This is a genomic window from Streptomyces sp. NBC_00988, from assembly GCF_045162645.1.
In the GTDB taxonomy this organism is placed as follows: Bacteria; Actinomycetota; Actinomycetes; order Streptomycetales; family Streptomycetaceae; genus Streptomyces.
Genome location: NZ_CP108730.1, coordinates 4,934,649 through 4,959,904, shown reverse-complemented (window position 1 = coordinate 4,959,904; position 25,256 = coordinate 4,934,649). Strand labels below are relative to the sequence as shown.

The 25,256-nt window shown below is 68.7% G+C and carries 26 protein-coding genes; 14 read left to right on the top strand and 12 right to left on the bottom strand.

What is annotated here, in order from left to right:
* Positions 1-222: 222 nt before the first annotated feature.
* The 4 genes from OG496_RS22520 (at position 223) to OG496_RS22505 (ending at position 3,998) form a co-directional block, all read left to right on the top strand.
* The gene (locus OG496_RS22520) at positions 223-1,380 is read left to right on the top strand and encodes a Gfo/Idh/MocA family protein (protein WP_405972169.1); all 1,158 of its coding nucleotides are present in this window, start codon (positions 223-225) and stop codon (positions 1,378-1,380) included.
* The gene (locus OG496_RS22515; protein ID WP_399391799.1) at positions 1,377-2,531 is read left to right on the top strand and encodes a dihydrodipicolinate synthase family protein; all 1,155 of its coding nucleotides are present in this window, start codon (positions 1,377-1,379) and stop codon (positions 2,529-2,531) included. The genes OG496_RS22520 and OG496_RS22515 overlap by 4 nt, the downstream gene beginning before the upstream one ends.
* A gap of 35 nt (positions 2,532-2,566) precedes the next feature.
* The gene (locus OG496_RS22510) at positions 2,567-3,367 is read left to right on the top strand and encodes a sugar phosphate isomerase/epimerase family protein (RefSeq protein ID WP_405976679.1); all 801 of its coding nucleotides are present in this window, start codon (positions 2,567-2,569) and stop codon (positions 3,365-3,367) included.
* A gap of 271 nt (positions 3,368-3,638) precedes the next feature.
* Positions 3,639-3,998: a hypothetical protein gene (locus tag OG496_RS22505; protein WP_399391797.1), complete on the top strand. Its 360-nt coding sequence runs from the start codon at positions 3,639-3,641 to the stop codon at positions 3,996-3,998.
* A 129-nt stretch (positions 3,999-4,127) separates the two neighbouring features.
* Here OG496_RS22505 and OG496_RS22500 read toward each other — a convergent pair whose 3' ends face one another.
* From OG496_RS22500 to OG496_RS22475, 6 genes are all read right to left on the bottom strand, one after another.
* Entirely contained in the window at positions 4,128-4,523 is a 396-nt protein-coding gene (locus OG496_RS22500) for a DUF937 domain-containing protein (protein ID WP_405972168.1), read from the bottom strand.
* A gap of 215 nt (positions 4,524-4,738) precedes the next feature.
* Positions 4,739-5,131 (bottom strand): D-ribose pyranase, encoded by a 393-nt coding sequence (gene rbsD, locus OG496_RS22495; RefSeq protein ID WP_266856957.1) that lies wholly within the window; start codon positions 5,129-5,131, stop codon positions 4,739-4,741.
* The gene (locus OG496_RS22490; RefSeq protein ID WP_405972167.1) at positions 5,128-6,030 is read right to left on the bottom strand and encodes a ribokinase; all 903 of its coding nucleotides are present in this window, start codon (positions 6,028-6,030) and stop codon (positions 5,128-5,130) included. Before OG496_RS22490 ends, rbsD begins: the two co-directional genes overlap by 4 nt.
* Positions 6,031-6,077: 47 nt before the next feature.
* Positions 6,078-8,030 (bottom strand): substrate-binding domain-containing protein, encoded by a 1,953-nt coding sequence (locus OG496_RS22485; RefSeq protein ID WP_405972166.1) that lies wholly within the window; start codon positions 8,028-8,030, stop codon positions 6,078-6,080.
* Positions 8,020-9,558: a sugar ABC transporter ATP-binding protein gene (locus tag OG496_RS22480; protein ID WP_405972165.1), complete on the bottom strand. Its 1,539-nt coding sequence runs from the start codon at positions 9,556-9,558 to the stop codon at positions 8,020-8,022. The genes OG496_RS22485 and OG496_RS22480 overlap by 11 nt, the downstream gene beginning before the upstream one ends.
* Positions 9,555-10,607 (bottom strand): LacI family DNA-binding transcriptional regulator, encoded by a 1,053-nt coding sequence (locus OG496_RS22475; protein WP_405972164.1) that lies wholly within the window; start codon positions 10,605-10,607, stop codon positions 9,555-9,557. Before OG496_RS22475 ends, OG496_RS22480 begins: the two co-directional genes overlap by 4 nt.
* A gap of 160 nt (positions 10,608-10,767) precedes the next feature.
* Between OG496_RS22475 and OG496_RS22470 the strand changes: the two genes are divergently transcribed.
* The 4 genes from OG496_RS22470 to OG496_RS22455 all read left to right on the top strand — a co-directional run bounded on the left by OG496_RS22470 (position 10,768) and on the right by OG496_RS22455 (position 12,712).
* Positions 10,768-11,253: a hypothetical protein gene (locus tag OG496_RS22470; protein ID WP_405972163.1), complete on the top strand. Its 486-nt coding sequence runs from the start codon at positions 10,768-10,770 to the stop codon at positions 11,251-11,253.
* Complete coding sequence (locus tag OG496_RS22465; RefSeq protein WP_405972162.1) at positions 11,250-11,399, top strand: hypothetical protein; 150 nt, start codon at positions 11,250-11,252, stop codon at positions 11,397-11,399. The genes OG496_RS22470 and OG496_RS22465 overlap by 4 nt, the downstream gene beginning before the upstream one ends.
* 98 nt (positions 11,400-11,497) lie before the next feature.
* Entirely contained in the window at positions 11,498-11,827 is a 330-nt protein-coding gene (locus OG496_RS22460) for a transposase (RefSeq protein ID WP_405972161.1), read from the top strand.
* A 93-nt stretch (positions 11,828-11,920) separates the two neighbouring features.
* Positions 11,921-12,712, top strand: a complete 792-nt coding sequence (locus OG496_RS22455) for a class I SAM-dependent methyltransferase (RefSeq protein WP_405972160.1) — start codon at positions 11,921-11,923, stop codon at positions 12,710-12,712.
* Positions 12,713-12,724: 12 nt separating this feature from the next.
* On the opposite strand, the gene OG496_RS22450 is transcribed toward OG496_RS22455, so the two are convergent.
* Positions 12,725-12,898: an ankyrin repeat domain-containing protein gene (locus OG496_RS22450; RefSeq protein WP_405976678.1), complete on the bottom strand. Its 174-nt coding sequence runs from the start codon at positions 12,896-12,898 to the stop codon at positions 12,725-12,727.
* 121 nt (positions 12,899-13,019) lie between these two features.
* Positions 13,020-13,439, bottom strand: a complete 420-nt coding sequence (locus OG496_RS22445) for an ATP-binding protein (protein WP_405972159.1) — start codon at positions 13,437-13,439, stop codon at positions 13,020-13,022.
* Between the two features lie 233 nt (positions 13,440-13,672).
* Here OG496_RS22445 and OG496_RS22440 point away from each other — a divergent pair, with 233 nt between their 5' ends.
* From OG496_RS22440 to OG496_RS22420, 5 genes are all read left to right on the top strand, one after another.
* Entirely contained in the window at positions 13,673-14,524 is an 852-nt protein-coding gene (locus OG496_RS22440) for a helix-turn-helix transcriptional regulator (protein WP_405972158.1), read from the top strand.
* Positions 14,525-14,528: 4 nt separating this feature from the next.
* The gene (locus OG496_RS22435) at positions 14,529-14,717 is read left to right on the top strand and encodes a DUF397 domain-containing protein (RefSeq protein WP_405972157.1); all 189 of its coding nucleotides are present in this window, start codon (positions 14,529-14,531) and stop codon (positions 14,715-14,717) included.
* Between the two features lie 8 nt (positions 14,718-14,725).
* Complete coding sequence (locus tag OG496_RS22430) at positions 14,726-14,911, top strand: DUF397 domain-containing protein (protein ID WP_405972156.1); 186 nt, start codon at positions 14,726-14,728, stop codon at positions 14,909-14,911.
* Positions 14,912-14,951: 40 nt separating this feature from the next.
* Positions 14,952-17,222: an ATP-dependent RecD-like DNA helicase gene (locus tag OG496_RS22425; protein ID WP_405972155.1), complete on the top strand. Its 2,271-nt coding sequence runs from the start codon at positions 14,952-14,954 to the stop codon at positions 17,220-17,222.
* 212 nt (positions 17,223-17,434) lie between these two features.
* Positions 17,435-18,724, top strand: a complete 1,290-nt coding sequence (locus OG496_RS22420) for a citrate synthase (RefSeq protein WP_043669475.1) — start codon at positions 17,435-17,437, stop codon at positions 18,722-18,724.
* A gap of 871 nt (positions 18,725-19,595) precedes the next feature.
* On the opposite strand, the gene OG496_RS22415 is transcribed toward OG496_RS22420, so the two are convergent.
* The 3 genes from OG496_RS22415 to OG496_RS22405 all read right to left on the bottom strand — a co-directional run bounded on the left by OG496_RS22415 (position 19,596) and on the right by OG496_RS22405 (position 23,272).
* Positions 19,596-21,866 carry a heavy metal translocating P-type ATPase gene (locus OG496_RS22415; protein ID WP_405972154.1) on the bottom strand — a complete coding sequence of 757 codons (2,271 nt, stop codon included), beginning with the start codon at positions 21,864-21,866 and terminating at the stop codon, positions 19,596-19,598.
* 132 nt (positions 21,867-21,998) lie between these two features.
* Positions 21,999-22,238 (bottom strand): heavy-metal-associated domain-containing protein, encoded by a 240-nt coding sequence (locus OG496_RS22410; protein ID WP_366490708.1) that lies wholly within the window; start codon positions 22,236-22,238, stop codon positions 21,999-22,001.
* A gap of 83 nt (positions 22,239-22,321) precedes the next feature.
* Complete coding sequence (locus OG496_RS22405) at positions 22,322-23,272, bottom strand: PrsW family intramembrane metalloprotease (protein WP_405972153.1); 951 nt, start codon at positions 23,270-23,272, stop codon at positions 22,322-22,324.
* Positions 23,273-23,333: 61 nt separating this feature from the next.
* Between OG496_RS22405 and OG496_RS22400 the strand changes: the two genes are divergently transcribed.
* Positions 23,334-24,533 carry a cation:proton antiporter gene (locus OG496_RS22400; protein ID WP_405972152.1) on the top strand — a complete coding sequence of 400 codons (1,200 nt, stop codon included), beginning with the start codon at positions 23,334-23,336 and terminating at the stop codon, positions 24,531-24,533.
* On the opposite strand, the gene OG496_RS22395 is transcribed toward OG496_RS22400, so the two are convergent.
* Entirely contained in the window at positions 24,511-25,170 is a 660-nt protein-coding gene (locus tag OG496_RS22395) for a TetR family transcriptional regulator (RefSeq protein ID WP_405972151.1), read from the bottom strand. The genes OG496_RS22400 and OG496_RS22395 overlap by 23 nt on opposite strands.
* Positions 25,171-25,256: the final 86 nt, after the last annotated feature.

The window sequence follows — 25,256 nt, the reverse complement described above, 5'->3', positions numbered from 1 at the left end:
GTCGTACGCCGTTGTACATAGGCTGCTCAAAGGAAGTCCCCGTCCGAGCAGACCATAAGGCCACCTGCCCCGGTCGTTCGCCCCCTCGAACAACTCGACCCCATCACGGTCTTGTACAGACCAGTGGGCAAAGGCTAGCTTCTGCATATATAGAAAGCGCTTGCTGCAATCGGGACATGCGCTGAGACATGCGTTGAGGCGCATGTGGACGAAGGGGAACACGTGACACGCAAGACGGTGCGTATCGCCATGAACGGCGTGACCGGGCGCATGGGCTACCGACAACACCTCGTCCGCTCGATCCTCGCACTGCGCGAGCAGGGTGGTCTAGACCTCGGCGACGGTACGGTGCTGTGGCCGGAACCGGTCCTCGTCGGCCGCCGCGAGCACGCGCTGAAGGCGCTTGCCGAGCAGCACGGGCTGGACCCGGCGAACGTCTCCACGGACGTCGACGCGGTCCTCGCCGACCCGACCGTCGAGATCTACTTCGACGCCCAGGTCACCTCGGCCCGCGAGGAGGCGCTCAAGAAGGCGATCGCGGCCGGCAAGCACATCTACACCGAGAAGCCGACGGCCACCGACTTCGAGGGCGCCCTGGAACTGGCCCGCCTCGCTGACGCCGCCGGCATCAAGCACGGCGTCGTCCAGGACAAGCTGTTCCTGCCGGGCCTGCTGAAGCTCAAGCGGCTCATCGACGGCGGCTTCTTCGGCCGGATCCTGTCCATCCGGGGCGAGTTCGGCTACTGGGTCTTCGAGGGCGACTGGCAGACCGCCCAGCGCCCGTCGTGGAACTACCGCTCGGAGGACGGCGGCGGCATCGTCGTCGACATGTTCCCGCACTGGGAGTACGTCCTCCACGAGCTGTTCGGTCGCGTGAAGTCCGTCCAGGCCATCGCGACGACCCACATCCCGCAGCGCTGGGACGAGAACGGCAAGCCCTACGACGCCACCGCCGACGACGCCGCCTACGGCATCTTCGAGCTCGACAGCGGCGCCATCGCGCAGATCAACTCCTCCTGGGCCGTCCGCGTCAACCGCGACGAACTCGTCGAGTTCCAGGTCGACGGCACGGAGGGGTCGGCCGTCGCAGGTCTGCGCAACTGCCGTGCCCAGCACCGCAGTTCCACCCCCAAGCCGGTCTGGAACCCGGACCTCCCCGCCACCGAGGTCTTCCGCGACCAGTGGCAGGAAGTCCCCGACAACACCGACTTCGACAACGGCTTCAAGGCCCAGTGGGAGCTGTTCCTCCGCCACGTCTACGCCGACGCCCCCTACCACTGGGACCTCCTGGCCGGCGCCCGCGGTGTCCAACTCGCCGAGCTGGGCCTGAAGTCGTCCGCCGAGGGCCGCCGTTTCGACGTACCGGAGATCGCCCTGTGACCATCCGACTCCCCGACTCCAAGGGCGGGTTGCGGGCCTACGAACCCCGCCCCGAACCCCTCGCCGTCACGTCCGGCACCCCCTTCACCTCTCGTACGGTGTTCTCGGCGGCGCACGTCGTCGCCGACCCCTTCGCCGACACGAGCCCCGACTCGCCCGCCGCCGTCGACTGGGACGCCACCCTCGCCTTCCGCCGCCATCTGTGGTCGCACGGGCTCGGTGTCGCCGAGGCGATGGACACCGCCCAGCGCGGAATGGGCCTGGACTGGGCGGGCGCGGCCGAGCTGATCCGCCGAAGTGCCGCCGAGGCCAAGGCGGTCGGCGGCCGTATCGCGTGCGGCGTCGGCACCGACCAGCTCACCGACCCGAAGTCCCTGGCCGACGTACAGGCCGCGTACGAGGAGCAGTTGGCCCTCGTCGAGGCGTCGGGCGCGCAGGCCATCCTGATGGCGTCCCGCGCGCTCGCGGCCGTGGCGAAGGGGCCCGAGGACTACCTTGAGGTCTACGGCCACCTGCTCCGCCAGGCGTCGGAACCGGTCGTCCTGCACTGGCTGGGCCCGATGTTCGACCCGGCGCTGGAGGGTTACTGGGGTTCGTCGGACCTCGACGCGGCCACCGACACGTTCCTCGAAGTCATCGCCGCGCACCCCGACAAGGTCGACGGCATCAAGGTGTCGCTCCTGGAGGCTCAGCGGGAGATCGACATCCGGCGCCGACTGCCGCAGGGCGTGCGCTGCTACACCGGCGACGACTTCAACTACCCCGAGCTGATCGCGGGCGACGACCAGGGCTTCAGCCACGCCCTGCTCGGCATCTTCGACCCGCTCGGCCCGCTGGCGGCGGAGGCGGTCCGCGTCCTGGACACCGGGAACACGGCAGGCTTCCGTGAACTCTTGGACCCCACGGTCGAGTTGTCCCGTCACCTCTTCCAGACCCCCACCCGCTTCTACAAGACGGGCGTGGTGTTCCTGGCCTGGCTCGCGGGCCACCAGTCGCACTTCACGATGGTCGGCGGCCTCCAGTCGGCCCGCTCCCTCCCGCACTTCGCCCGCGCCTACGAACTCGCCGACGGCCTGGGCCTGTTCCCCGACCCGAAGCTCGCGGAGGAACGGATGAAGAACCTGCTGTCCCTGTACGGAGTGAACCAGTGAGCGCCGCCGACCTCTCCCGCTTCTCCATCAACCAGATGACGGTCAAGCAGCTGTCGATGCCCGAACTGGTCGACGCCTGCCTGGAGTTGGGCGTCCCCGGCGTCGGCCTGTGGCGCGAGCCGGTCCAGTCGTACGGCCTGGAGGAGACCGCGAAGCTGGTCCGCGACGCGGGGCTCACGGTGACAACGTTGTGCAGGGGCGGCTTCTTCACGGCGATCGACCCGGACGAACGCGCCCGCGCCCTCGACGACAACCGCCGGGCCGTCGACGAGGCCGCCACTCTGGGCACCGACACCCTCGTCCTGGTGTCCGGTGGTCTCCCCGCCGGCTCCAGGGACCTGCACGGCGCGCGGGAGCGGATCGCCGACGCGCTGGGGGAGTTGGGGCCCTACGCCGAGGAGCGGGGTGTACGGCTGGCCATCGAGCCGCTGCACCCCATGTTCGCCTCCGACCGCTGCGTGGTCTCCACGCTCACCCAGGCCCTCGACCTCGCCGAGCGTTTCCCCGCCCAGCAGGTCGGCGTCACGGTCGACACGTACCACATCTGGTGGGACGACCGGGCGCCCGAGCAGATCGCCCGGGCGGGCGCGGGCGGCCGTATCCACACCTTCCAACTCGCCGACTGGACCACCCCGTTGCCCGAGGGCGTGCTCAACGGCCGCGGACAGATCGGCGACGGCGCGATCGACATGCGGGAGTGGCTGTCGTACGTCGAGTCGGCGGGCTACACCGGTCCCATCGAGGTCGAACTGTTCAACGAGGGCCTGTGGGCCCGGGACGGCCGCGAGGTGCTGGCGGAGACGGCGGCACGGTTCGTGGAGCACGTGATCCGGTAGTCGGAATGTGAGAGTCACCTTCACACAGCTTGTTTTTATAAATGCAGATCAGGGTCCGTGCGGTGCGCGCTATTCCTGTGACTAGCCTGTCGATTTAGGTTTTTCGGAGCTTTCCGGAACCGTATCTCCCCAGGTCATGTCTGTAGGATCGTGCTCGCCGCGGGGCCGGGAGAAAGCCCGGAAGCGCGGTCTTCCGGGCTTTCTCTTGTATGAGAGAAGCCTGAGAGGTGCATAAGAGAAGTAATTCGAGAAACAAAACAAGGAGTTATCTGTGAACGTGCGTATCGCCGCCGTATCCGTGGTCTCCGCGGCGCTCGTCGCCGTCGGCGCCACCTCCGCCGTCGCCGCGCCCGCCCCGGCGCCCGCGACCATCACCCTCAAGGCCAACCACACCGCCGTGAAGCTCGGTGACGTGGTGACCTTCACCGGCAAGACCGCCGGTCTGAAGGAGGGCAGCAAGGTGACGCTCCAGGTCAAGAGCGGTGCGACCTGGAAGTCCCTGCCGGTGACCGCCAAGGTCAACCACAGCGCCTACAAGCTGACCGACAAGTTCCAGAAGAAGGGCGTCCAGGTCCTGCGCGTCAAGGACGGCGCCGCCGTGTCCAAGGGTGTCTCGGTCACCGTCCGCTGACGTCGACCGCCCCGCACCGACACACCCCTGAGCCCTGCCCCACCCCGTTCGATCCGGGGTGGGGCAGGAGGTCAGGAGTATGCCGTACCGGCCGGCCGACACCCGCACCGCACGGGTTACTTCTTCGGCCTACCTCTTTTTCGCCGCCCGCTTCGTGAGCACCGTCAGCACCACCGGGATCAGCATCTCGACGACCCGCGCCACGGTCGCCGGCGGCAGCCCCGTCTTCTTGGCCACCGCGTTCGCCACCGGCCTGGCCGCCTTCGCCAGCACCCCGGCCATGAGCCCGCCGGTCGCGAAACCGCCCAGCGTGGCCACGCCCTGGAGCGGAGCCTCCTGAGGCGTCCCGACCGTCGAGGTCTCCACGGTCGCCGCCTCACCGGACAGCGCCGACGCGGTCGTACCGACCACGTCCCGGGCGCCCGCCTCGTCCGTCCCCAGCAGGCCGGCGATCTCCTGGACCTTGTCGCCGCCCAGCTCGTCGAGGATGTCGTCGTGGAAGGTCGTAGCAGAGTCTTCGGTCATGCCTGAAACGCTACGTCCGCCCCAATTCGTCGGCACCTCGAACCCGTCTTGAAGAATTCTCAAGATGTCGTACAACCCTCTCCCCACCACGCGGGTCGTACTTGGCATCGGGACTCTTGGAGGGGGATCTGGGGGGATCGCGGGGGTCCTGATGCTGGAGGGGAAAACCCGAGGGGGCTTGGTCGACGGACCCGGCCCCCTCGAATTTTTCTCCGCTAGAAGAACACCCCGCATCGCAGCAGCACATTCGCGTACGGCCGCGCCTCGCCCGTTCGTACGATCAGCCGCGCGTCCGCCGACAGCTCTTTGAGCCGCTCGTGGGAGACGAGGTCCAGGCCGTCGGGGAAGCGCGCGTCGAGCAGGGCCGTGGCCGCGCGGTTGGCGCCGCGCACCTCGCTCGCCGCCGTCGCGCCCTCCACCACCAGCTCGGCCAGCAGCCCGTCCAGCACCTCCTCGAACGACGGCACCCCGGCGCGGAACGCCAGGTCCACGACCCGGGGCCCCTTGGGGATCGGCATCCCGGCGTCGCACACCAGCACCCCGTCGCCGTGCCCCAACTCGGCCAGCGCGCCGGAGAGATGACGGTTGAGAATCCCTGCCTTCTTCACAGCGCGGCGACCTCGTCCGCCGTGGGGAAGGAGTCCTGCGCGCCCTTACGGGTCACGGCGACCGCCCCGACCCGGGCCGCGTACTCCGCGGCCTCGGCCAACGACAGCCCCGCACCCAGCTTCCACGCCAGCGCCGCGGTGAACGCGTCGCCCGCGCCCGTAGTGTCCACGGCGTCCACCTTCACGGACGGCACCCGGGTGACCCCGTCCTTGGAGGCCACCAGCGCACCCTCCGCGCCCAGCGTCACGACCACCGAACGCGGCCCCTTCGCCAGCAGGATCCGCGCCCAGTCCTCGGGCCGCTCGCTCACGCACGCGTCCCCGAGGATCACCTTCGCCTCGTGCTCGTTGACGATCAACGGATCGCAGGCGGCCAGGACTTCGGCCGGGAGCGGCCGGGGCGGCGACGGGTTCAGCACGAAGCGGCTGCCGTCCGCGAGACTCCGTACGACCTCCACGACCGTCTCCAGCGGGATCTCCAGCTGTACGGAGACCACCCGGGCGGCCTGGAAGAGGCACCCGGCGGCCTGGACGTCCACGGGGAACAGCTTTCCGTTGGCCCCCGGCGACACCACGATGCTGTTGTCGCCGGACGGGTCGACCGTGATCAGCGCGACCCCGGTCGGCGCGCCGCCGACCAGGACGCCCACCGTGTCGACACCGGCGGCCCGTTGCGAGTCGAGCAGCAGCCGGCCGTGCGCGTCGTCGCCGACCCGGGCCAGCAGGACCGTACGGGCTCCCAGCCGGGCGGCGGCGACCGCCTGGTTGGCGCCCTTGCCGCCGGGGTGGACGGTCAGGTCGGAACCGAGGACCGTCTCGCCGGCGCCCGGCCGCCGCTCGACGCCGATCACGAGGTCGGCGTTGGCCGATCCCACGACCAGGAGGTCGTAGTCGTACATCAATTGACTCCCCACGGTGGTGACTTGGAGTGGTGGACCGGTCCTCGTCAGCCGGTGAACCCGGCCACATTCTCCTTGGTGACGACCTTGACCGGCACCTTGACCGTCGACTCGACCTTCTTGCCCTGAGCGGCGCGCAGGGCGTTGTCCACGGCGATCTTGCCGAGCTGGCTGGGCTGTTGCGCCACGGACGCGTACAGCGTGCCCTGCTTGACGGCGGTCAGGCCGTCCGGCGTGCCGTCGAAGCCGACGACCGGGACCGACGTGCCGGCCTTGGAGCCGAGCGCCTTGATCGCGCCGAGCGCCATCTCGTCGTTGGCGGCGATGACGCCCTGGACGTCGGGGTGCGCCTGGAGCAGGTTCGACATCGCGTCGAGGCCCTTGGTGCGGTCGAAGTCGGCCGGCTGCTGGGCGACGACCTGGATGCCGGGGTAGGCCTTCAGCCCCTTGGCGAAGCCCTCCGCCCGCTCGCGCGCCGCCGAAGTGCCCGCCTGGCCCTGGAGGATGACGATCTTGCCGCTGCCGCCCAGCTTCGTGGCGATGGTCTTGGCGGCGAGTTCACCGCCGACGATGTTGTCGGAGGCGACCAGGGTGTCCACGGCCGCCTTGTTGACGCCCCGGTCGACGGCGATGACCGGGATCTTCGCCTTGTCGGCGGCCTTCACGGAGTTGCTCGCCGCGTCCGAGTCCACCGGGTTGACGATGATCGCGCCGTAGTTCGAACTGGTGAAGTTCTGCAGCTGGTTGGCCTGCTGCGAGGCGTCGTTCTGGGCGTCGGTGACGGTCAGGTCCAGGCCCAGTTTCTTCGCCTCGGCCTGCGCGCCCGACCGGATCTGCACGAAGAACGGGTTGTTGAGCGTGGAGAGCGACAGACCGAGCTTGGGCTTCGACGTCGTGGAGGAGTCGTTGTGGAGGAAGGAGGTGGCACCGACGATCGCGATGGTGACGACGGCCGCGAGCGCGTACGTGGTCGCCTGCTTGCCCTTGCTGCCACCGCCACCGCCCGCACCGGAGGCGGGAGTCGCACCCGCCTTGCGGCGCACGGTGTCGAGCAGGACCGCCAGCGCGATCACGACACCGATGACGACCTGCTGCCAGAAGGCGGACACGGAAAGGAGGTTGAGGCCGTTGCGCAGCACCGCGAGGATCAGCGCGCCGATGAGCGTGCCGGACGCCTTGCCGGTGCCGCCCGCGAGGGACGCGCCGCCGATGACGACCGCCGCGATCGCGTCCAGCTCGTAACCGTCGGCCGCCTGCGGCTGCGCGGAGGAGAGCCGGGAGGCGAGGACGATGCCCGCGGCGGCGGCGAACACGCCGGACAGGGCGTAGATCGCGAGCTTCTGCTTGGACACGCGCAGTCCCGAGAGGCGCGCGGCCTCTTCGTTGCCGCCGATCGCGTACATCGAGCGGCCGATGTAGGTCCGGCCGAGGATGAAGGCCGCGATGAGCCCCATCGCGATCATCACCAGGACCGGCACCGGCAGCCAGCCGCCGAGGGTGTCACCGAGGTGCGAGACCGAGTCCGGGAAGGCGATCGGGGAACCCTGCGAGATGACCAGGGACAGACCGCGCGCCACGGACAGCATCGCCAACGTCGCGATGAACGGCGGCAGTTTGCCGTAGGCGATGAGGAAACCGTTGACGAGACCGGCCGCGATACCCGTGGCGATCGCGAGGATCACCGCGAGGAAGACCGGGACGCCGTGCTGCGTTGCGCTCCAGGCCAGCACGGTGGCCGAGAGGGCCGCGACCGAACCGACCGACAGGTCGATGCCCGCCGAGACGATCACGAAGGTGACGCCGAAGGCGAGGATGGCGGTCACGGCCGCCTGGACACCGACGTTGAGAAGGTTGTCGGTGGTCAGGAAGTCGCCGGACAGCGCCGACATGGCGATGACCAGGACGATGAGGGCGGTCAACGCCCCGTTGTCCAGGAGCAGTCGGCGGATCCCCGAGGCGCCACTCGCGCCCGGCGTGCTCTTGAGCGTGTCAGTGGCCACGGTGGCCCTCCACAGCGGTAGTTGCTTGGTCTGGTGTGCTGGGTGTGCTGACGGCGAGTGCCATCACGGAGTCCTGCGTGGCCTGTTCGGCGGAGAGTTCGCCCGCGATGCGCCCCTGGGCCATCACGAGCACCCGGTCGCTCATGCCGAGGACTTCGGGCAGATCACTGGAGATCATGAGCACGGCGGCACCACCGGCGGTGAGCTGATTGATCAGCTGATAGATCTCGACCTTGGCGCCGACGTCGATGCCGCGGGTCGGCTCGTCGAGGATCAGCACCTTGGTGTCGGCGAGCAGCCACTTGCCGATGACGACCTTCTGCTGGTTGCCGCCGGACAACGTCCGCACCTGCTGGCCGAGTCCGGCCATCCGTACGCCCAGTTGCTTCGCGATCCGCGCGGCGGCGACCCGCTGCCCCTTGAGGTCGACAAGACCACCCTTGGTGGCGGCCCGCATGGTGACGAGCCCGAGGTTCTCCTCGACCGACTGGTCGAGGACGAGCCCTTGCCCCTTGCGGTCTTCGGGCACGAGCCCGATCCCGGCGGCCATGGCCGCGTTGACGTCATGCCTGGGGACGAGTCCACCGGAGACGGTGACGGCTCCCTGGTCGTACGGGTCGGCCCCGAAGACAGCCCGTACGACTTCGGTACGACCTGCCCCGACGAGCCCGGCGATGCCCACGACCTCACCGGCCCGCACCTCGAAGCTGATGTCGTGGAAGACCCCGTCCCGGGTGAGCCCCTCGACGGAGAGCAACGCGGCGCCGGCGTCCGGCCGTTCACGCGGATACTGCTGCTCGATGGAGCGCCCGACCATGAGCCGTACGAGCTCGTCCTCCGGGGTGGAGGCAGGCACCTGTCCCACGCTCTTCCCGTCCCGGATGACGGTGACGCGATCCCCGAGAGCGGCGATCTCCTCAAGATGATGGGTGATGAAGACGATCCCGACGCCGTCCGCGCGCAGTTGACGCACAATCGCGAACAGCTTCTCGACCTCTTCCGAGGTGAGCACGGCGGTCGGCTCGTCCATGATGAGCACGCGCGCGTTCAGACTGAGCGCCTTCGCGATCTCGACCATCTGCAGCCGCGCGATACCGAGTTCACGGACACGCGCACGTGGAGACACGTTCACGCCCACGCGCTCCAGCAGAACGGCGGCATCGGCCTCCATCCGCTTCCGGTCGATCATCCCGAGCCGACGCGGCTGCCGCCCCAGGAAGATGTTCTCGGCGACCGTCAGATCGGGAACGAGGTTGAACTCCTGGTAGATGGTGGCGATCCCGAGCCGCGCGGAGTCCTGCGCACTGTGGATGCGCACCTCCTCGCCGGCGGCCAGGATGCGGCCGCCGTCGGGGCGGTAGGCGCCGGAGAGCATCTTGATGAGGGTGCTCTTGCCCGCGCCGTTCTCACCGAGCAGCACATGGACCTCACCCCGACGCAGATCGAAGTCGACGCCGTCCAGCGCGACGACACCGGGGAAGGTCTTGCGGATGCCCTCGATGCGCAGCAACTCGTCCTGGTTGCTCACGACTGGCTCCTTCGAACAGGTTGAACTGGGGCAGTTCCAACAGGGGGTTGCGCGGAGTCCGGTTCGCCGCACGAGCGGCGCACGACCAGCCGGGCAGGGAGGATGACGGACTGCGGCGCCCGCCCCTCGATCCGGTCGACGAGCGCGCGAACGGCGGCCCGCCCGAGGTCACCGGTCGGCTGAGCGATCGCGGTGATCGGCGGATCGGTGTGCACGAACCACCGGATGTCGTCGAACGCGGCCAGCGCGAGATCCTCCGGAACCCGCAGCCCACGCGCGCGTACGGCGTCCAGGGCGCCCAGGGCCATCAGGTTGTCGGCCGCGAAGACGACCTCGGGCGGCTCGGCCAGATCGAGGAACCCTTCGGTCACCCGCCGCCCGCTCTCGACCTGGAAGTCGCCCTGCCCGATGTAGACGTCGGGGAGGGGAATCCCGTACTCGCCGAGCGCGTCCCGGAAGGCGGCGACGCGCTCGCTACCGGTGGTGGTGGCGGAAGGCCCCGCGATGATGGCGAGCCGGCGATGCCCGAGCCCGTGCAGATGGGCGACGAGATCCCGGATCGCGGCCCGTCCGTCGGCCCGCACGACGGGCACGTCCAGGCCCGGGATCCACCGGTCCACGAACACCATCGGGGTCCCCGCGCGGGCGGCGTCCAGCATCCCGGGGGAGCCGCCGTCGGTGGGGGACACGAGCAGTCCGTCGATACGACGGTCCAGCAGCGTCCGCACGTGGTGGTCCTGCAGCTCCGGCCGCTCGTCGGCGTTGCCGATGATCACGCTGTACCCGAGCGCGCGGGCCTCCTCCTCGACGGAGCGGGCCAGCTCGGTGAAGTACGGGTTGAGCACATCGCTGATGACCAGGCCGAGGGTGCGGGTCTGATCGGTGCGCAGCGAACGGGCGACGGCGTTCGGGCGGTAGCCCAGCGCCTCTACGGCGGCCAGCACACGTGTGCGTGCGTCGTCACTGACCGACGGATGGTCGTTCAGCACCCGCGACACCGTGGCCACGGAAACCCCGGCCTCGGCGGCGACGTCCTTGATGCTCGCCATCGCCGTTCCACCTCCTCGTGGAATCGATTACATGGAGGATTGGAATCGATTACATGCGAGTTATCAAGGGGGTGTGACCGGATTGTGATGTGGGAGCCCCGTGTCTTTGGCCAAGGGAAACGGAGGTGCGTCGGGTCGGCGGTCCGGGCAGCATGGCGGGGTGGCCGACCTGCTGTGGGATGACGTGAAGTGCTTCTTCGACCTGGACTCGACGGGGTCGCTGCCGGACGTGCGTGTCCCGAATGCCTCGATGGAGGACTGGCAGGCGGTTCTCGATCTTGTCGCCGAGAAGGGCTGGAAGTGCCAGTACTCCGAGGGACAGACGGTGCTTTCAGTGCCTCGGGCGGAGGTCGTGCTGTCCCGCCCGACGGATGCCGAGTGCCCGGAACTGAGGGTCTGGCCGACCGTCGATGTGTTGGCGATCTTCCGTTTCCACGCCGCTGACGAAGTTGACTTCGACGTCGATCTGCGGGAGTTGCAGGGCCAGGACCGACTTGATGTGCTCTGTGACTTCTTCCGGGAGATCGGGCGGCGGTTGGGTAGCCCGGTGCTGATGGACCCGGAGGGCGAGTACGGCCATCCGGTGCTCGGCTTCGACGTCGAGGCCGATCGAGTCCTTCTCCTCGCGGACTCTCAAGTCGGGTGACTGAGGCCGGCTGCCCGCTCGTCCTGCAACAGACGATCAAGGCGATCAAGGCGGCCGGGTTCGAGATCGCCCCCGACCTGTGGGTCATGAGGGGCGCGGCCAACTGCAACCAGTGCCACGCCGGGTGCCACGACTCGCCCAAGTAGTCATGAGCAGCGGGTGAGTTGGGGCCTGTCCCCGTACGTTGGGGGGCCTCTCGCCGGGAAGGGCCGCCGCATGTCATTGGCTGAGTCCTGGGACAGGTATGCGGTCGGGAGTCGACGCTCCCCTCGACGAGCTGTCCAACCTGCCCTCGGTGATCGGCGCGCCGACCACCGTCGCGTGGAACGCCGAGGAAGGCATCCTGGACCTGCTTGCCACCGCCCGGACCCGCCCGGACCGGGAGCAGGTCCGCGATCTGCTGTACCGGTTCTGCCGCCGATGCGCCGGCCTTCCCGAACTGCAGCGCATGGCCGCAACCGTCGAGACATGGCGGCCGGAGACCCTTGCGTTCCCGCACACCGGGATCACCGACGCCGGCTCCGAAGGCACCCGCCGGGTCATCAAGACCATCGCCCGCGACGCCTACGGCTAATTTCGTTGAGCCCGCACTCTGCGATCGTGTTGGCTGGCGGCACCGAACTGTCAGTACCGCAGGTGTCCGCCTGGCTGTAGCAGGGAGTTGAACGTGCAGGACGGTGTTGTCGACCCCGTTGCCCACAATCGGGCAGCCTGGGACAAGTATGTCCAAGAGGGCAACGAGTGGTCGAGGCCGGTGAGTGCTGAGGATGTCGAGCGCGCCCGCACGGGCGACTGGTCGACCGTTCTCATAGGGCGTGAGCCGGTCGACCGCTCCTGGCTGCCGGCGGACCTGACCGGCAAGGACGTGTTGTGCCTGGCCTCCGGCGGTGGCCAGCAGGGTCCGATCCTCGCCGCCGCGGGGGCGCGGGTCACCGTATTCGACAACTCACCCCGTCAGCTCGGCCAGGACCAGATGGTGGCGGCGCGCGACGGACTCGAACTGCGCACCGTCCTGGGCGACATGCGCGACCTCGGTGCCTTCGGCGACGCGGCATTCGACGTCGTGTTCCATCCGGTCTCCAACCTGTTCGTACCGGACTTGGCTCCGGTATGGCGTGAGTGCTTCCGCGTCCTGCGACCGGGCGGAACTCTGCTCGCGGGCTTCCTCAACCCTGATGTGTACTTGTTCGACCACGAGGCGCTCGACGAGCGCGGCGAGCTGATCGTCGCGCACAAGCTGCCCTACAGCGATGTCACGCAGTACTCCGCCGAGGAACGCGCCACGAAGTTCGGCGCGGATGCCGCACTTGAATACAGCCACACCCTCACCGACCAGATCGGCGGGCAACTCGCTGCGGGATTCGTCCTCACCGGCTTCACGGAAGCGCCGCACCAATCCGACGCATCCGCCCCATACATGTCGCACTATTTCGCGACGCTGGCGGTCAAGCCGGCCTGACCCAGCCCCCCGCTAACTTCGCTGAGCCGTCATTCCTCGGGCGGCAGCAAAACGCAATGACGCTTCCTGACCGATCTTGCCCATACGCTGCTCCGGATCCGCCCCGGCAGCCAGAAGCAATCGAAACACGGCGCCGTGTCCCCCCACGGCAATGTCAAGTGCGGTACGGCCGCGCCCACTTGTCATGTCTGTGAGCACGCCTTCTCTCAGGAAGCTCGCCACACGCTGCTCGATTCCGGTCTGCCGCTGCTGATGCCAGATCCTCGACCAACGTATCTCCCGTTCACCGGAGGGACTTCGTCTCACCTCAAGCCGCGCCAAGCTCGCACCACACGAGCTTCCCCCGCCTGCCGTTCCGGGACAGCGGCTGCCAGCCCCACTGATCGGCGCAGGCCTGGACCAGTGCGAGGCCGCGGCCGTCTTCCGAGTCGCCGAGTTCCTCCAACGGCCTTGGCGGCTCAGGCGGTTCGGGATCGGCGTCCCATGCCCCGAGCCGCAGTACCCCCGCCGCCCAGCCCACCCGCAGGGCGGCGGGCCCCTTCGTATGCCGTACGGCGTTGGCGACCAGCTCCGTCGCGAGGAGTTCGGCGGTGTCGGCCAGCTGGATCAGTCCGTGCACCGTGAGGATCAGGCGGAGGGTGCGGCGGCTGACGGTGACGGCACGCAGGTCGTTCGGGATGTGGAGGCAGTACTCCCAGGGGATGGGTGGGGTTGGGATTTCGGGCATGCGGCAACTCCGGTTCGGTGGTGGGGATTTCGGAGGACTGCGGGGTGTCGCGGGCGGTGGCTTGCCGCAGCCGTCCTGGCAGGACGGAGTGGTGCGCTTCCGGTACCCCGGGGTTTCCGCAGCGTGTGCGTCGCGTCACCGACGGTAGACCTAGCATTTTAAGTTTCGCAAGCCGGTCGCGTAATCTGACCCCCGAACGAGTCGCGCCCACCGGCGCGTTGGGAGGGGTAGTCGTGGCACTGAGGCGCGAGCCAACGGCACGTCAGATGCGCCTGGCGGTCGAGTTGCGCAGACTCCGCGACGCGGCAGGTCTCGCGGCCCGCGAGGGGGCGGCACTGCTCGGAGTGAGCTCCGCACAGATCAGTCAGATCGAGGCGGCTCTGGCCGGCGTCAGTGAAAAGCGGCTGCGCCGTTTGGCGGCCAACTACGCAGCCACGGATGAGGAGTTCATCGACGCCCTGGTCGCGATGGCGACCGACCGGACTCGCGGCTGGTGGGAGGAGTACCGAGGTTCGCTGCCCACACCGTTCCTCGACCTCGCCGAGTTGGAACATCACGCCTGCTACCGATGGGACGTGGACTTCCTGCACATCCCGGGACTTCTGCAGACCGAGGACTACGCCCGAGCCCTCTTCTCCTACGTGAACCCGGAGTTCCCGAAGAGCGAGGTGGAGAGCTGGGTGGAACACCGGATGAAGCGCAGAGTCATCATCGAGCGCCCCGACCCAATCCCGTATGAGACGTTGATCCACGAGGCGGCCCTGCGCATCCGGGTCGGTGACCAGATCGCGGCGCGGACCCAACTCACCCGTGTCCTGGAACTCTCCGAAGCCGACCACGTCACCGTGCGTGTCATCCCCTTCGATCTGAACGGCTTCGGCGGGGCCGGGAGTGCCATGGTGTACGCGGGCGGCGCTGTCCCGCAGTTGGACACCGTGGTACGCGACGGTCCCAACGGCCCCGTTTTCATTGACTCCGAGGCCCAGCTCAACCGCTATCGAACCCTCTTCCGTAGGGTGGAGGCGGTGTCATTCGAACCCCAGCGTTCGCGTGACTTCATCCACAGGCTGGCGAAGGAGCTGTGACCGCATGATCACCCCTGGCATTTGGCAGAAGTCATCGTTCTCCGGGGGCGGCCAGGGCGACGCCTGTGTGGAGATCGCCCATCGCCACCCGCACATAGCCATCAGGGACTCCAAAGTCCCTACCCACGCCACCCTCACCTTCCCCACCGAGGCTTTCACCGTCTTCATCAGCAGGCTGGCGAAGGATCTGTGAGGCACCCCGTGGACACCCGCGACCGTTGGCGCAAGTCGTCCTACTCCGGCGCGGGCGACGGTGACTCCTGCGTGGAGATCGCCAACCGCCCCGCCCGCATAGCCATACGCGACTCCAAGACCCCCGCCCGCACCTCCCTCACCCCCACCTTCACCACCTTCATAGAAGCCCTGAAGCAGCACCCCCACCCCTGACCCCACCCCCACTGTCACACCCGCCCGGTACCGTCGACCCATGTCCAACCAGGCGGCAAAACCGGGGACCCCCACAGGCGAGCGCCACCTCGCCGTCCTCGAAGGCGTCCTGGAGCGCATCACCTACGCCAACGAGGAGAACGGCTACACGGTCGCCCGCGTGGACACCGGCCGAGGCGGCGGCGATCTCCTCACCGTCGTAGGCGCGCTGCTCGGCGCCCAGGCCGGCGAATCCCTCCGCATGGAAGGCCGTTGGGGCTCGCACCCCCAGTACGGCAAGCAGTTCACCGTAGAGAACTACACAACGCTGCTCCCCGCCACGATCCAGGGCATCCGCCGCTACCTCGGCTCAGGCCTCGTCAAAGGCATCGGCCCCGTCTTCGCCGACCGCATCACCCAGCACTTCGGCCTGGACACCCTGCAGATCATCGAGGACGAGCCCAAGCGCCTCATCGAGGTTCCCGGACTCGGCCCCAAACGCACCAAGAAGATCGCCGACGCCTGGGAGGAGCAGAAGGCGATCAAGGAGGTCATGCTCTTCCTCCAGACCGTCGAGGTGTCCACGTCGATCGCGGTCCGCATCTACAAGAAGTACGGCGACGCGTCGATCGCGATAGTGAAGAACCAGCCGTACCGCCTCGCCTCGGACGTCTGGGGCATCGGGTTCCTCACCGCCGACAAGATCGCCCAGTCCGTCGGCATCCCGCACGACAGCCCTGAGCGCGTCAAGGCAGGCCTGCAGTACGCCCTTTCGCAGGCCACCGATCAGGGCAACTGCTACCTCCCCGAGGAACGCCTGATCGCCGACGCGGTCAAACTCCTCCAGGTCGACACCGGCCTCGTCATCGAGTGCCTCGCCGAACTCGCCCTCCCGGACGAGGAGTCGGGCGACCCCGGTGTCGTACGCGAAAAAGTCCCCGGCCCCGACGGCGACGCGGACCCCGTCACCGCCGTCTACCTCGTCCCCTTCCACCGCGCCGAACTCTCCCTCGCCGCCCAGCTCCGCCGCCTCCTGCGCGCCGAGGCGGACCGCATGCCCGGCTTCCACGACGTGGCCTGGGACAAGGCGCTGACCTGGCTGAAGGGGAAGACGGGCGTGGAACTCGCCCCCGAGCAAGAGGCCGCCGTCAAGCTCGCGTTGACCAAGAAAGTGGCCGTCCTCACCGGTGGCCCCGGCTGCGGCAAGTCCTTCACCGTCCGCTCGATCATCGAACTGGCCCGCGCCAAGAAGGCCAAGGTCGTCCTCGCCGCCCCCACCGGCCGCGCCGCCAAACGCCTGGCCGAACTCACCGGCGCCGAAGCCTCAACTGTCCACCGCCTGCTGGAACTCAAGCCCGGCGGCGACGCGGCCTACGACAAGGACCGCCCCCTGGACGCCGACCTGGTGGTCGTGGACGAGGCCTCCATGCTCGACCTGCTCCTCGCCAACAAACTCGTCAAAGCCGTGCCCCCAGGAGCCCACATCCTCTTCGTAGGAGACGTGGACCAACTCCCCAGCGTCGGCGCCGGCGAGGTGCTGCGGGACCTGCTGGCCGACGGCGGTCCGATCCCCGCCGTACGCCTCACGCGCGTGTTCCGCCAGGCCCAGCAGTCGGGCGTGGTCACCAACGCGCACCGGATCAACTCCGGCCAACACCCCGTCACCGACGGCATGAAGGACTTCTTCCTCTTCGTCGAGGACGACACGGAGGAGGCGGGCCGGCTCACCGTGGACGTGGCGGCCCGGCGGATTCCGGCCAAGTTCGGGCTCGACCCGCGCCGGGACGTGCAGGTCCTCGCGCCCATGCACCGGGGACCGGCGGGCGCGGGCAACCTCAACGGCCTGCTGCAACAGGCGATCACGCCCGGCCGTCCCGACGTCCCCGAGAAGCGGTTCGGCGGCCGGGTCTTCCGCGTCGGCGACAAGGTCACCCAGATCCGCAACAACTACGAGAAGGGCGAGAACGGCGTCTTCAACGGCACGGTCGGCGTCGTCACCTCACTCGACCCGGTGGACCAGCGCCTCACGGTGCTGACGGACGAGGACGAGGAGGTTCCGTACGAATTCGATGAACTGGACGAGCTGGCGCACGCGTACGCGGTGACCATCCACCGCTCCCAGGGCAGCGAGTACCCGGCCGTCGTGATCCCGGTCACCACGAGCGCGTGGACCATGCTTCAGCGGAACCTGTTGTATACGGCCATCACCCGGGCCAAACAGCTGGTCGTGCTGGTCGGATCGCGCAAGGCGATCGGCCAGGCCGTGCGCACGGTGTCGGCGGGACGACGCTGCACGGCACTGGACTTCAGACTGAGCGGGAAATCGGACTGACCGTGAAAAATGATCGATCAAATGAGTCAGGAAGGTCACACAGCACTTCCTGATAGCGGGGTGGAGGGGGCAGGATGAACAGGTTGACGGCACTGAGTGCCGCCAATAGGCCCAATGGTCGACCCCGAGTGCACTCTCCTGCGCCAAATGGGGGATGGTAGAGACAGTCAGGGCAACCTCGAAGAAGAGGCACAACGTCGGTGAGGGATGACGTGAGCGACAACTCTGTAGTACTGCGGTACGGCGACGGCGAGTACACCTACCCGGTGATCGACAGCACCGTCGGCGACAAGGGCTTCGACATCGGGAAGCTCCGCGCCCAGACCGGTCTGGTGACGCTGGACAGCGGTTACGGGAACACCGCCGCCTATAAATCCGCCATCACCTACCTCGACGGTGAGCAGGGCATCCTCCGGTACCGCGGCTACCCGATCGAGCAGCTGGCCGAGCGCTCCACCTTCGTGGAGGTCGCCTACCTGCTGATCAACGGCGAGCTGCCGACCGTCGACGAGCTCACCGTGTTCAAGAACGACATCACGCAGCACACCCTGCTGCACGAGGACGTCAAGAACTTCTACAAGGGCTTCCCGCGCGACGCCCACCCGATGGCGATGCTGTCGTCGGTCGTCTCGGCGCTGTCCACCTTCTACCAGGACAGCCACAACCCGTTCGACGAGAAGCAGCGCAACCTCTCCACGATCCGGCTGCTCGCCAAGCTTCCGACGATCGCGGCGTACGCGTACAAGAAGTCGATCGGCCACCCGTTCGTCTACCCGCGCAACGACCTCGGCTACGTCGAGAACTTCCTGCGCATGACCTTCTCGGTCCCGGCCCAGGAGTACGACCTCGACCCGGTCGTCGTCTCCGCGCTCGACAAGCTGCTGATCCTGCACGCGGACCACGAGCAGAACTGCTCCACGTCCACGGTCCGCCTCGTCGGCTCGTCCCAGGCGAACATGTTCGCGTCGATCTCGGCCGGCATCAACGCGCTGTGGGGCCCGCTGCACGGCGGCGCCAACCAGTCCGTCCTGGAGATGCTGGAAGGCATCCAGGCGAACGGCGGCGATGTCGACTCCTTCATCCGCAAGGTGAAGAACAAGGAGGACGGCGTCCGCCTGATGGGCTTCGGCCACCGGGTGTACAAGTCCTTCGACCCGCGCGCGAAGATCATCAAGGCGGCGGCGCACGACGTCCTCTCGGCCCTCGGCAAGTCCGACGAGCTGCTGGACATCGCGCTGAAGCTCGAAGAGCACGCGCTGTCGGACGACTACTTCGTCTCGCGCAACCTCTACCCGAACGTCGACTTCTACACCGGCCTGATCTACCGGGCCATGGGCTTCCCGACCGAGATGTTCACGGTCCTGTTCGCCCTGGGCCGCCTCCCGGGCTGGATCGCCCAGTGGCACGAGATGATCAAGGAGCCCGGCTCCCGCATCGGCCGCCCGCGCCAGATCTACACGGGCGTCGTCGAGCGGGACTTCATCCCGGTCGAGGGCCGCTGAAGCACTCCGCCAAGAACGCCGCTGGGTCCGTAGGTTGTTCGCTGCGGGCCCGGTGGGGGCTGGTCGCGCAGTTCCCCGCGCCCCTAAAAGCAGAGCGCTGCAGCACGGCAGCAACCCCGGACCACAGCAAGCCCGCGCCCTTTCGACCCCCTCGCCCCACGCCGGCGAGTGAGCCGAAGGGGCGCGCCTGTGTCGAGAGCGCGAACGCGCGGAGGCCCGAAGGGTCGAGCACGATCGCGCTCTCGACACAGGCTTTGGCGCCCCGGAGGCGAACCGAGCTCGAAAAAAGAGGGGAAGAAGGCGCCCTGCCGACGGTCCCCCCACGGGCCGGCGTACAGGGCGCCTTCCCATGTCCCGGTGCGGATTCCCCCCACGGGATCCGGCCGGGCGTCTTAGAGAACCAGCGCCTGAATCGCTGTACTGCGTACTGCCGAAGCCCGATGAAGCTGAGCTTCGTTGAGTAGAACGAGCAAAACTCCTCGTACTACTGGGTGGAGCCAGTGATGTGTGCGATCTGCCGGGACATCGCACGTCGGGAGGGCCGCTCAAAGCTCCCCGTTGTACGTGCCCCGGCAACGCATCTCTGAGGAAGTCCCCCAAGACATCCTCAGATGCCAGTTCGCGCCCCCCAAGACGCTTGCTGACATCGTCAACTTAGACCTTCGAACCCCTTCGATGGTTACGTTCACATCACTGTGATCTGCGTCTCTTGCATATGTCCGTTAGGTGCGCAAGAGCCCCGATGTCGTGGTCGGGGCCCCAGCGTAAGGATGATGCGCGAGCCTTGTGAAGAGCTTATGTGAGGCCGTCGTCCGTCTCTAGGGGGACTCTTACTTCGACTTCCCGTAACTCCCGGTAACTTTGCGGAACTTCAGCGAAATGTCCGAAGTCGCAGGCTGTTGGAGACCACGAACACCGACGAGAAGGCCATCGCGGCCCCCGCGATCATGGGATTCAGCATCCCCGCGGCGGCCAGCGGAAGCGCCGCCACGTTGTATCCAAAAGCCCACACGAGATTGCCCTTGATGGTGCTGAGCGTCCGCCGGGACAGCCGGATCGCGTCCGCGGCCACCCGCAGGTCGCCGCGCACCAGTGTCAGATCGCTCGCCTCGATCGCCGCGTCCGTCCCGGTGCCCATCGCGAGCCCGAGATCGGCGGTGGCGAGCGCGGCGGCGTCGTTCACGCCGTCGCCGACCATGGCGACGCTCCGCCCCTCGCCCTGCAGCCGTCGTACGACAGCGACCTTGTCCTCGGGCAGCACCTCGGCGATGACGTTCCCGGGGTCGATCCCGACGGCCGCTGCCACCGCTTCCGCGACCGCCCGGTTGTCCCCGGTCAGCAGCACCGGCGTGAGCCCGAGGGCGCGCAGCTGCCGTACAGCTTCCTCGCTGGTGTCCTTGACCGCGTCGGCGACGGCGACGACTCCGCGCGCGGCGCCGTCCCAGCCGACCACCACGGCCGTACGTCCGCCGCTCTCGGCCTCGGACCTGGCGCGGGCCAACTCCTCCGGGAGATCGTCGTAGAGGCGCCCCACGGCCACCTCGCGGCCCTCCACGCGGCCGCGGACGCCACGGCCGGGCACGTTCTCGAAGTGCTCGGCGGGCGGCAGCGGTCCGACCCGCTCCTCCGCGCCCGCCGCGACGGCCCGCGCGACGGGGTGCTCGGAGGCATGCTCCAGGGCGCCCGCGAGGCGCAGCAGCTCCCGCTCGTCGGTGCCTTCGGCGACGTGGACCTCCTGGAGGGTCATGCGGCCGGTGGTGATCGTGCCGGTCTTGTCGAGGACGACCGTGTCGACGCGGCGGGTGGACTCCAGGACCTCGGGGCCCTTGATCAGGATGCCGAGCTGGGCGCCGCGGCCGGTGCCGACCATGAGGGCGGTCGGGGTGGCCAGGCCCAGCGCGCACGGGCAGGCGATGATCAGCACGGCGACGGCCGCGGTGAACGCGGCGGCCACATCGCCGGTGACTCCGAGCCACACCCCGAACGTGCCGAGCGCGATCAGCAGCACCACCGGCACGAAGATCCCGGAGATCCGGTCGGCGAGCCGCTGCACCTCGGCCTTGCCGTTCTGCGCGTCCTCCACCAGCCGCGCCATCCGCGCGAGTTGGGTGTCCGACCCGACACGGCTCGCCGCTACGACGAGTCGCCCGCCGGCGTTCACGGTCGCGCCGGTGACCGTGTCACCCGGTGCCACGTCCACCGGCACCGACTCGCCGGTCAGCATCGACGCGTCGACCGCCGAGGCGCCCTCGACGACCGTACCGTCGGTCGCGATCTTCTCCCCGGGCCGTACGACGAAGTGGTCCCCGACGGCCAACTCGGCCACGGGCAGCCGTACTTCACGACCGCCCCGTAGTACGGCGACGTCCTTGGCGCCCAGTTGCATGAGCGCGCGCAGGGCCGCGCCCGCACGACGCTTGGAGCGGGCCTCCAGATAGCGGCCCAGCAGGATCAACGCGACGACTCCGGCGGCCACTTCGAGGTAGATCGTCGAGGCGCCGTCCGTGCGCGAGACGGTGAGGCGGAACTCGTCGTGCATGCCGGCCATGCCCGCGTCGCCCCAGAACAGCGCCCACAGCGACCAGCCGAACGCGGCCAGCGTGCCGACGGAGACGAGGGTGTCCATGGTCGCTGCGCCGTGCCGCGCGTTGGTGAACGCGGCCTTGTGGAACGGGAGTCCGCCCCAGACGACGACGGGCGCGGCGAGGGTGAGCGCGAGCCACTGCCAGTTGTCGAACTGGAGGGCCGGGATCATCGAGAGCAGCACGACGGGTACGGCGAGGAGTGCGGAAACGGTCAACCGCTCGCGCAGGGAGGCCAGTTCGGGGTCCGGGGCGTCCTCAGGGGCTTCCGTCTCCGGTTCCGGCGGCGCGGGTTCCTCGGCGGTGTACCCGGTCTTCACCACGGTCGCGATGAGGTCGGCGACCTGGATGCCCGCCGGGTAGCTGACCTTCGCCTTCTCGGTCGCGTAGTTGACCGTGGCGCTGACGCCGTCCATGCGGTTGAGCTTTTTCTCGACGCGGGCCGCGCAGGAGGCGCAGGTCATCCCGCCGATGAGCAACTCGACCTCGGCGGCGGATTCGGGAGCCGCGGCTATGGGTGTCTCCGCGGTGGTGGGTGTCGCTGTGGTGGTGCTGGTCATGTCCGGACTCCAGACATCGGACCGGACCGCGCGGAGCCAGTATCAGCTGGTCGGCACGGCCCGGTCGAAAAACGGAAGTGTCGTGCGGGGCGCTCCGCCGGAACCGCGGCGGGTTTCGCCCGATCCGCTGTGTCAGACCTGGCCGACGAGCTCGAAGCCCGCCTCGTCGACCGCCGCGCGGACGGTCTCGTCGTCGAGGGGGGCGGCGGACACGACGGTGACCTCGCCGGTCGACGCGACGGCCTTCACCGAGGTGACGCCGGGCAGCTGGGAGATCTCGCCGGAGACGGAGCCCTCGCAGTGTCCGCAGCTCATTCCGCTCACCTTGTAGACGGTGGTGACGGAACCCTGGGTGTCGGTCTGGGCGGTCATGTCGTTCTCCTCGTGGAGGCGTGTGGAGGCAGATGGGGTCGGAGTGGCCCACGGTGGCTCACTCTGTGCTCCACACTATACCCCTAGGGGGTATTTTTCCAAGAGGGGTCGCGCCGGGCCAGCGACCGCACCCAGGCGATGCCGAGCAGGGCCACGAGCACCATTCCGCCCACCGAGAACGTCGTGAACAGGTGCTCCTGCTGGTCGGTCGGACTCGGGATGTACCCCTGGGCGAACAGCTGCTTGTCCAGGCCCGTGCCCGACAGCCGGGCCACCAGCCAGATGGCGATGCCGTGCGTCGAGTCCCACAGGGCGTGCAGCAAGGAGACGCCGAGATACGTGCCGACCACCGGCGCGGTGAACCGGAAGCGCCCGTTCAACTGCCGGTACGTGAGCAGGACGCCGCCCGCGATCGCCGTCCACAGGCCGTGCCCGAAGGGGGCGAGGACCCCGCGCAGGATCTCGGTCTCCAGGAGTGCCCGCAGATCGATGCCCTTGGTGGAGACGGCCGCGTTGAACGCGTACCCGGCGCTCTCCAGGGCCGCGAAGCCGAAGCCGACCGTCGCGCCGAGCACCAGCCCGGCGCGCATCCCGTGCAGCCGCGGCTGCCGGCGCAGCACGAACATCAGCGCCCCCAGCTTCACGGCCTCCTCGATGAGGCCGACCCCGACGAACATCCACAAGGAGGGATGCAGCAGGTAGTACTCCATCACCGAGGCGCCCAGCACCCCGAGCGTGCCGCCGGTCAGGAAGCAGCCCAGGATCACGCTGACGCCCAGGTCGCGCCCGTGCCGTTCGTACGCCCACAGGACGAAGGTCACCGGCACCAGGAAGCTGCCGAGCAGGATCAGCGTCGGCAACAGGGTGGTGTTCTTCGTCGCGTACGTGACCAGCGCGGTCAGCACCCACAGCGCCAGCCCGCCGCCCAGGCAGTGCTTCCACAGGCCGGTACGGATCTGGGGGTACGTCGGCGGCGGCTGCTGCGGCCCGGGGATACGGGCCCGGGGCGCACCGGGCGGCGGAGAGTAGGTCACGGCAAATCCCCTCGTACTCCTACAGGGCAGATTTACCGGCACTTTATGGTAGATACGCCTCATGTCGCAGTCCGGGACGCTCATCCTGATCATGGCCATCGCCGTACTGGCCCCCCTGCTGGCCTACGCGATCGGCCGCCGGCTCCCCGTCCCGCTGGTCATCTTCGAGATCCTCCTGGGCATCCTCGTCGGTCCCGACGTACTCGGCTGGGCGGGCGACGGACAGGTGATCGACACCCTCTCCGACCTCGGCCTGACGATGCTGATCTTCCTCGCCGGGTACGAGATCGAGTTCGACAGGATCCGGGGGGACACGCTCAAACGGTCGGTACGCGCGTGGCTGATCTCTTTGGCCGTGGGCCTGGCCCTGGCCACCCTCCTCTCCGGCTGGTCCAAGGGCGTCTACATCGGTACGGCCCTCACCAGCACCGCCCTCGGCACGGTCCTGCCGGTGCTGCGCGACGCCGGGGACCTGCGCTCGCGCTTCGGCTCCGTGATGCTGGCGGTCGGCGCGGTGGGGGAGTTCGGGCCGGTCATCGCGATGGCGCTGCTGCTCAGTGGCCGCGCACCGGGCCGTTCCACCGCACTCCTGGCCGCGTTCGCCCTGCTCACCGCCGCGGCCGTGTGGTGGGCGCTGCGCCCCCGCCCGCCGTGGTTCTCCCGGATCATCGCCAAGACCCTGCACAGCAGCGGCCAGTTCGCCGTACGACTGGTGGTCCTCCTCCTGGCGGTCATGCTGGGCATCTCCCAGGCCCTCGGCCTCGACACCCTCCTCGGCGCCTTCGCCGCCGGCCTGATCACCCGCCTGGTGCTGCACGGCGCGGCCCCGGAGAGCGCGGGTTCGGTCCTGGAGAAGGTGGAGGCGATGGGCTTCGGCTTCCTGGTACCGGTGTTCTTCGTGGTCACCGGCATCGAGTTCGACCTGGACGCCCTGCTGTCCGGCGGCCGCGCCCTGCTCCTGCTCCCGGTGTTCCTGGCCCTCTTCCTGCTCGTCCGCGGCCTTCCGGTCTACGTCCTCGCCCCGCGCGATCTCGTACGACGGGACCGGCGCGCCCTCACGCTCCTCGCGTCCACCGCGCTGCCACTGGTCGTCGCGATCACCACCATCGGGGTCGACGACAAGGTGTTGAAGTCGTCGGACGCGGCCGCGCTGGTGGGGGCGGCGATGGTGTCGGTGCTGGTGTTTCCGCTGGTCGCGCTGCGGCTGCGGGGGGAGCGGCCGGTGGCGGAGGAGGCCGTCAGGGGGTCCGAGTCGTGGTGAGGTCCCCCGGGGCCCGGTTCTCGGCGACCACCGGCGCCAGATAGCGGATCAGGACCTTCTTCAGCTCCTGGATGTAGGCCTCGCGCTCGGCGCCCTCGTGGGAGAGGACCAGTTCGAGGCCGGCCTTGTAGAGGCCCAGGCACATGCGGGCGGTGCGGGTGACGTCGGCGGCGGGGGCGTCGGGCAGGAACACCGCGATCACTGTCTCTATCCCGGTGAGCAGGTTCGCGTGCAGCGCGTCGTGGTCCTCGGCGAGCCGGCCGGGGATGTCCGGGCCGTGCATCAGGGCGAAGAACACCGGGTGCCGGCAGTTGAACGCGGTGAAACGGTCGACCACCGCGCCGACCGCCTCCTCCAGCGGGGTCGACGGGTCGACCGGGGCGAGCGCCTCGCCGTACATGTCCCGCATCTCGTGCAGCAGCCGGTCGCCCAGCTCGATCGCGATCGCTTCCTTGTTCGGGAAGAACTGGTAGAGCGTGCCCGGTGAGACGCCGGCCTCGCGGGCGATGGCGTTGGTGCTGGACGCGGTGTAGCCCGTCGTGCAGAAGACGGAGGCGGCGGCCTCCAGCAGCTGGGCGATGCGGCGCTCGCCGCGGGCCTGGCGGCGGGGGCCTGTCTTCTCCTGGTCCACGGGCACGAGTTATCCCCAGCTCTCCGAACGGCGTTGACAAACACGAGCGGTCGCTCGCATTCTGGGGCTCCGGCGAAACGCGAGCGGTGTCT

Coding starts and splice junctions, on each gene's coding strand:
- OG496_RS22510 (WP_405976679.1), top strand. CDS start 2,567: ATGACGGTCAAGCAGCTGTCGATGCCCGAACTGGTCGACGCCTGCCTG.
- OG496_RS22500 (WP_405972168.1), bottom strand. CDS start 4,523: ATGACCGAAGACTCTGCTACGACCTTCCACGACGACATCCTCGACGAG.
- OG496_RS22490 (WP_405972167.1), bottom strand. CDS start 6,030: ATGTACGACTACGACCTCCTGGTCGTGGGATCGGCCAACGCCGACCTC.
- OG496_RS22475 (WP_405972164.1), bottom strand. CDS start 10,607: ATGGCGAGCATCAAGGACGTCGCCGCCGAGGCCGGGGTTTCCGTGGCC.
- OG496_RS22460 (WP_405972161.1), top strand. CDS start 11,498: ATGCGGTCGGGAGTCGACGCTCCCCTCGACGAGCTGTCCAACCTGCCC.
- OG496_RS22450 (WP_405976678.1), bottom strand. CDS start 12,898: ATGACAAGTGGGCGCGGCCGTACCGCACTTGACATTGCCGTGGGGGGA.
- OG496_RS22445 (WP_405972159.1), bottom strand. CDS start 13,439: ATGCCCGAAATCCCAACCCCACCCATCCCCTGGGAGTACTGCCTCCAC.
- OG496_RS22435 (WP_405972157.1), top strand. CDS start 14,529: ATGATCACCCCTGGCATTTGGCAGAAGTCATCGTTCTCCGGGGGCGGC.
- OG496_RS22425 (WP_405972155.1), top strand. CDS start 14,952: ATGTCCAACCAGGCGGCAAAACCGGGGACCCCCACAGGCGAGCGCCAC.
- OG496_RS22415 (WP_405972154.1), bottom strand. CDS start 21,866: ATGACCAGCACCACCACAGCGACACCCACCACCGCGGAGACACCCATA.
- OG496_RS22410 (WP_366490708.1), bottom strand. CDS start 22,238: ATGACCGCCCAGACCGACACCCAGGGTTCCGTCACCACCGTCTACAAG.
- OG496_RS22400 (WP_405972152.1), top strand. CDS start 23,334: ATGTCGCAGTCCGGGACGCTCATCCTGATCATGGCCATCGCCGTACTG.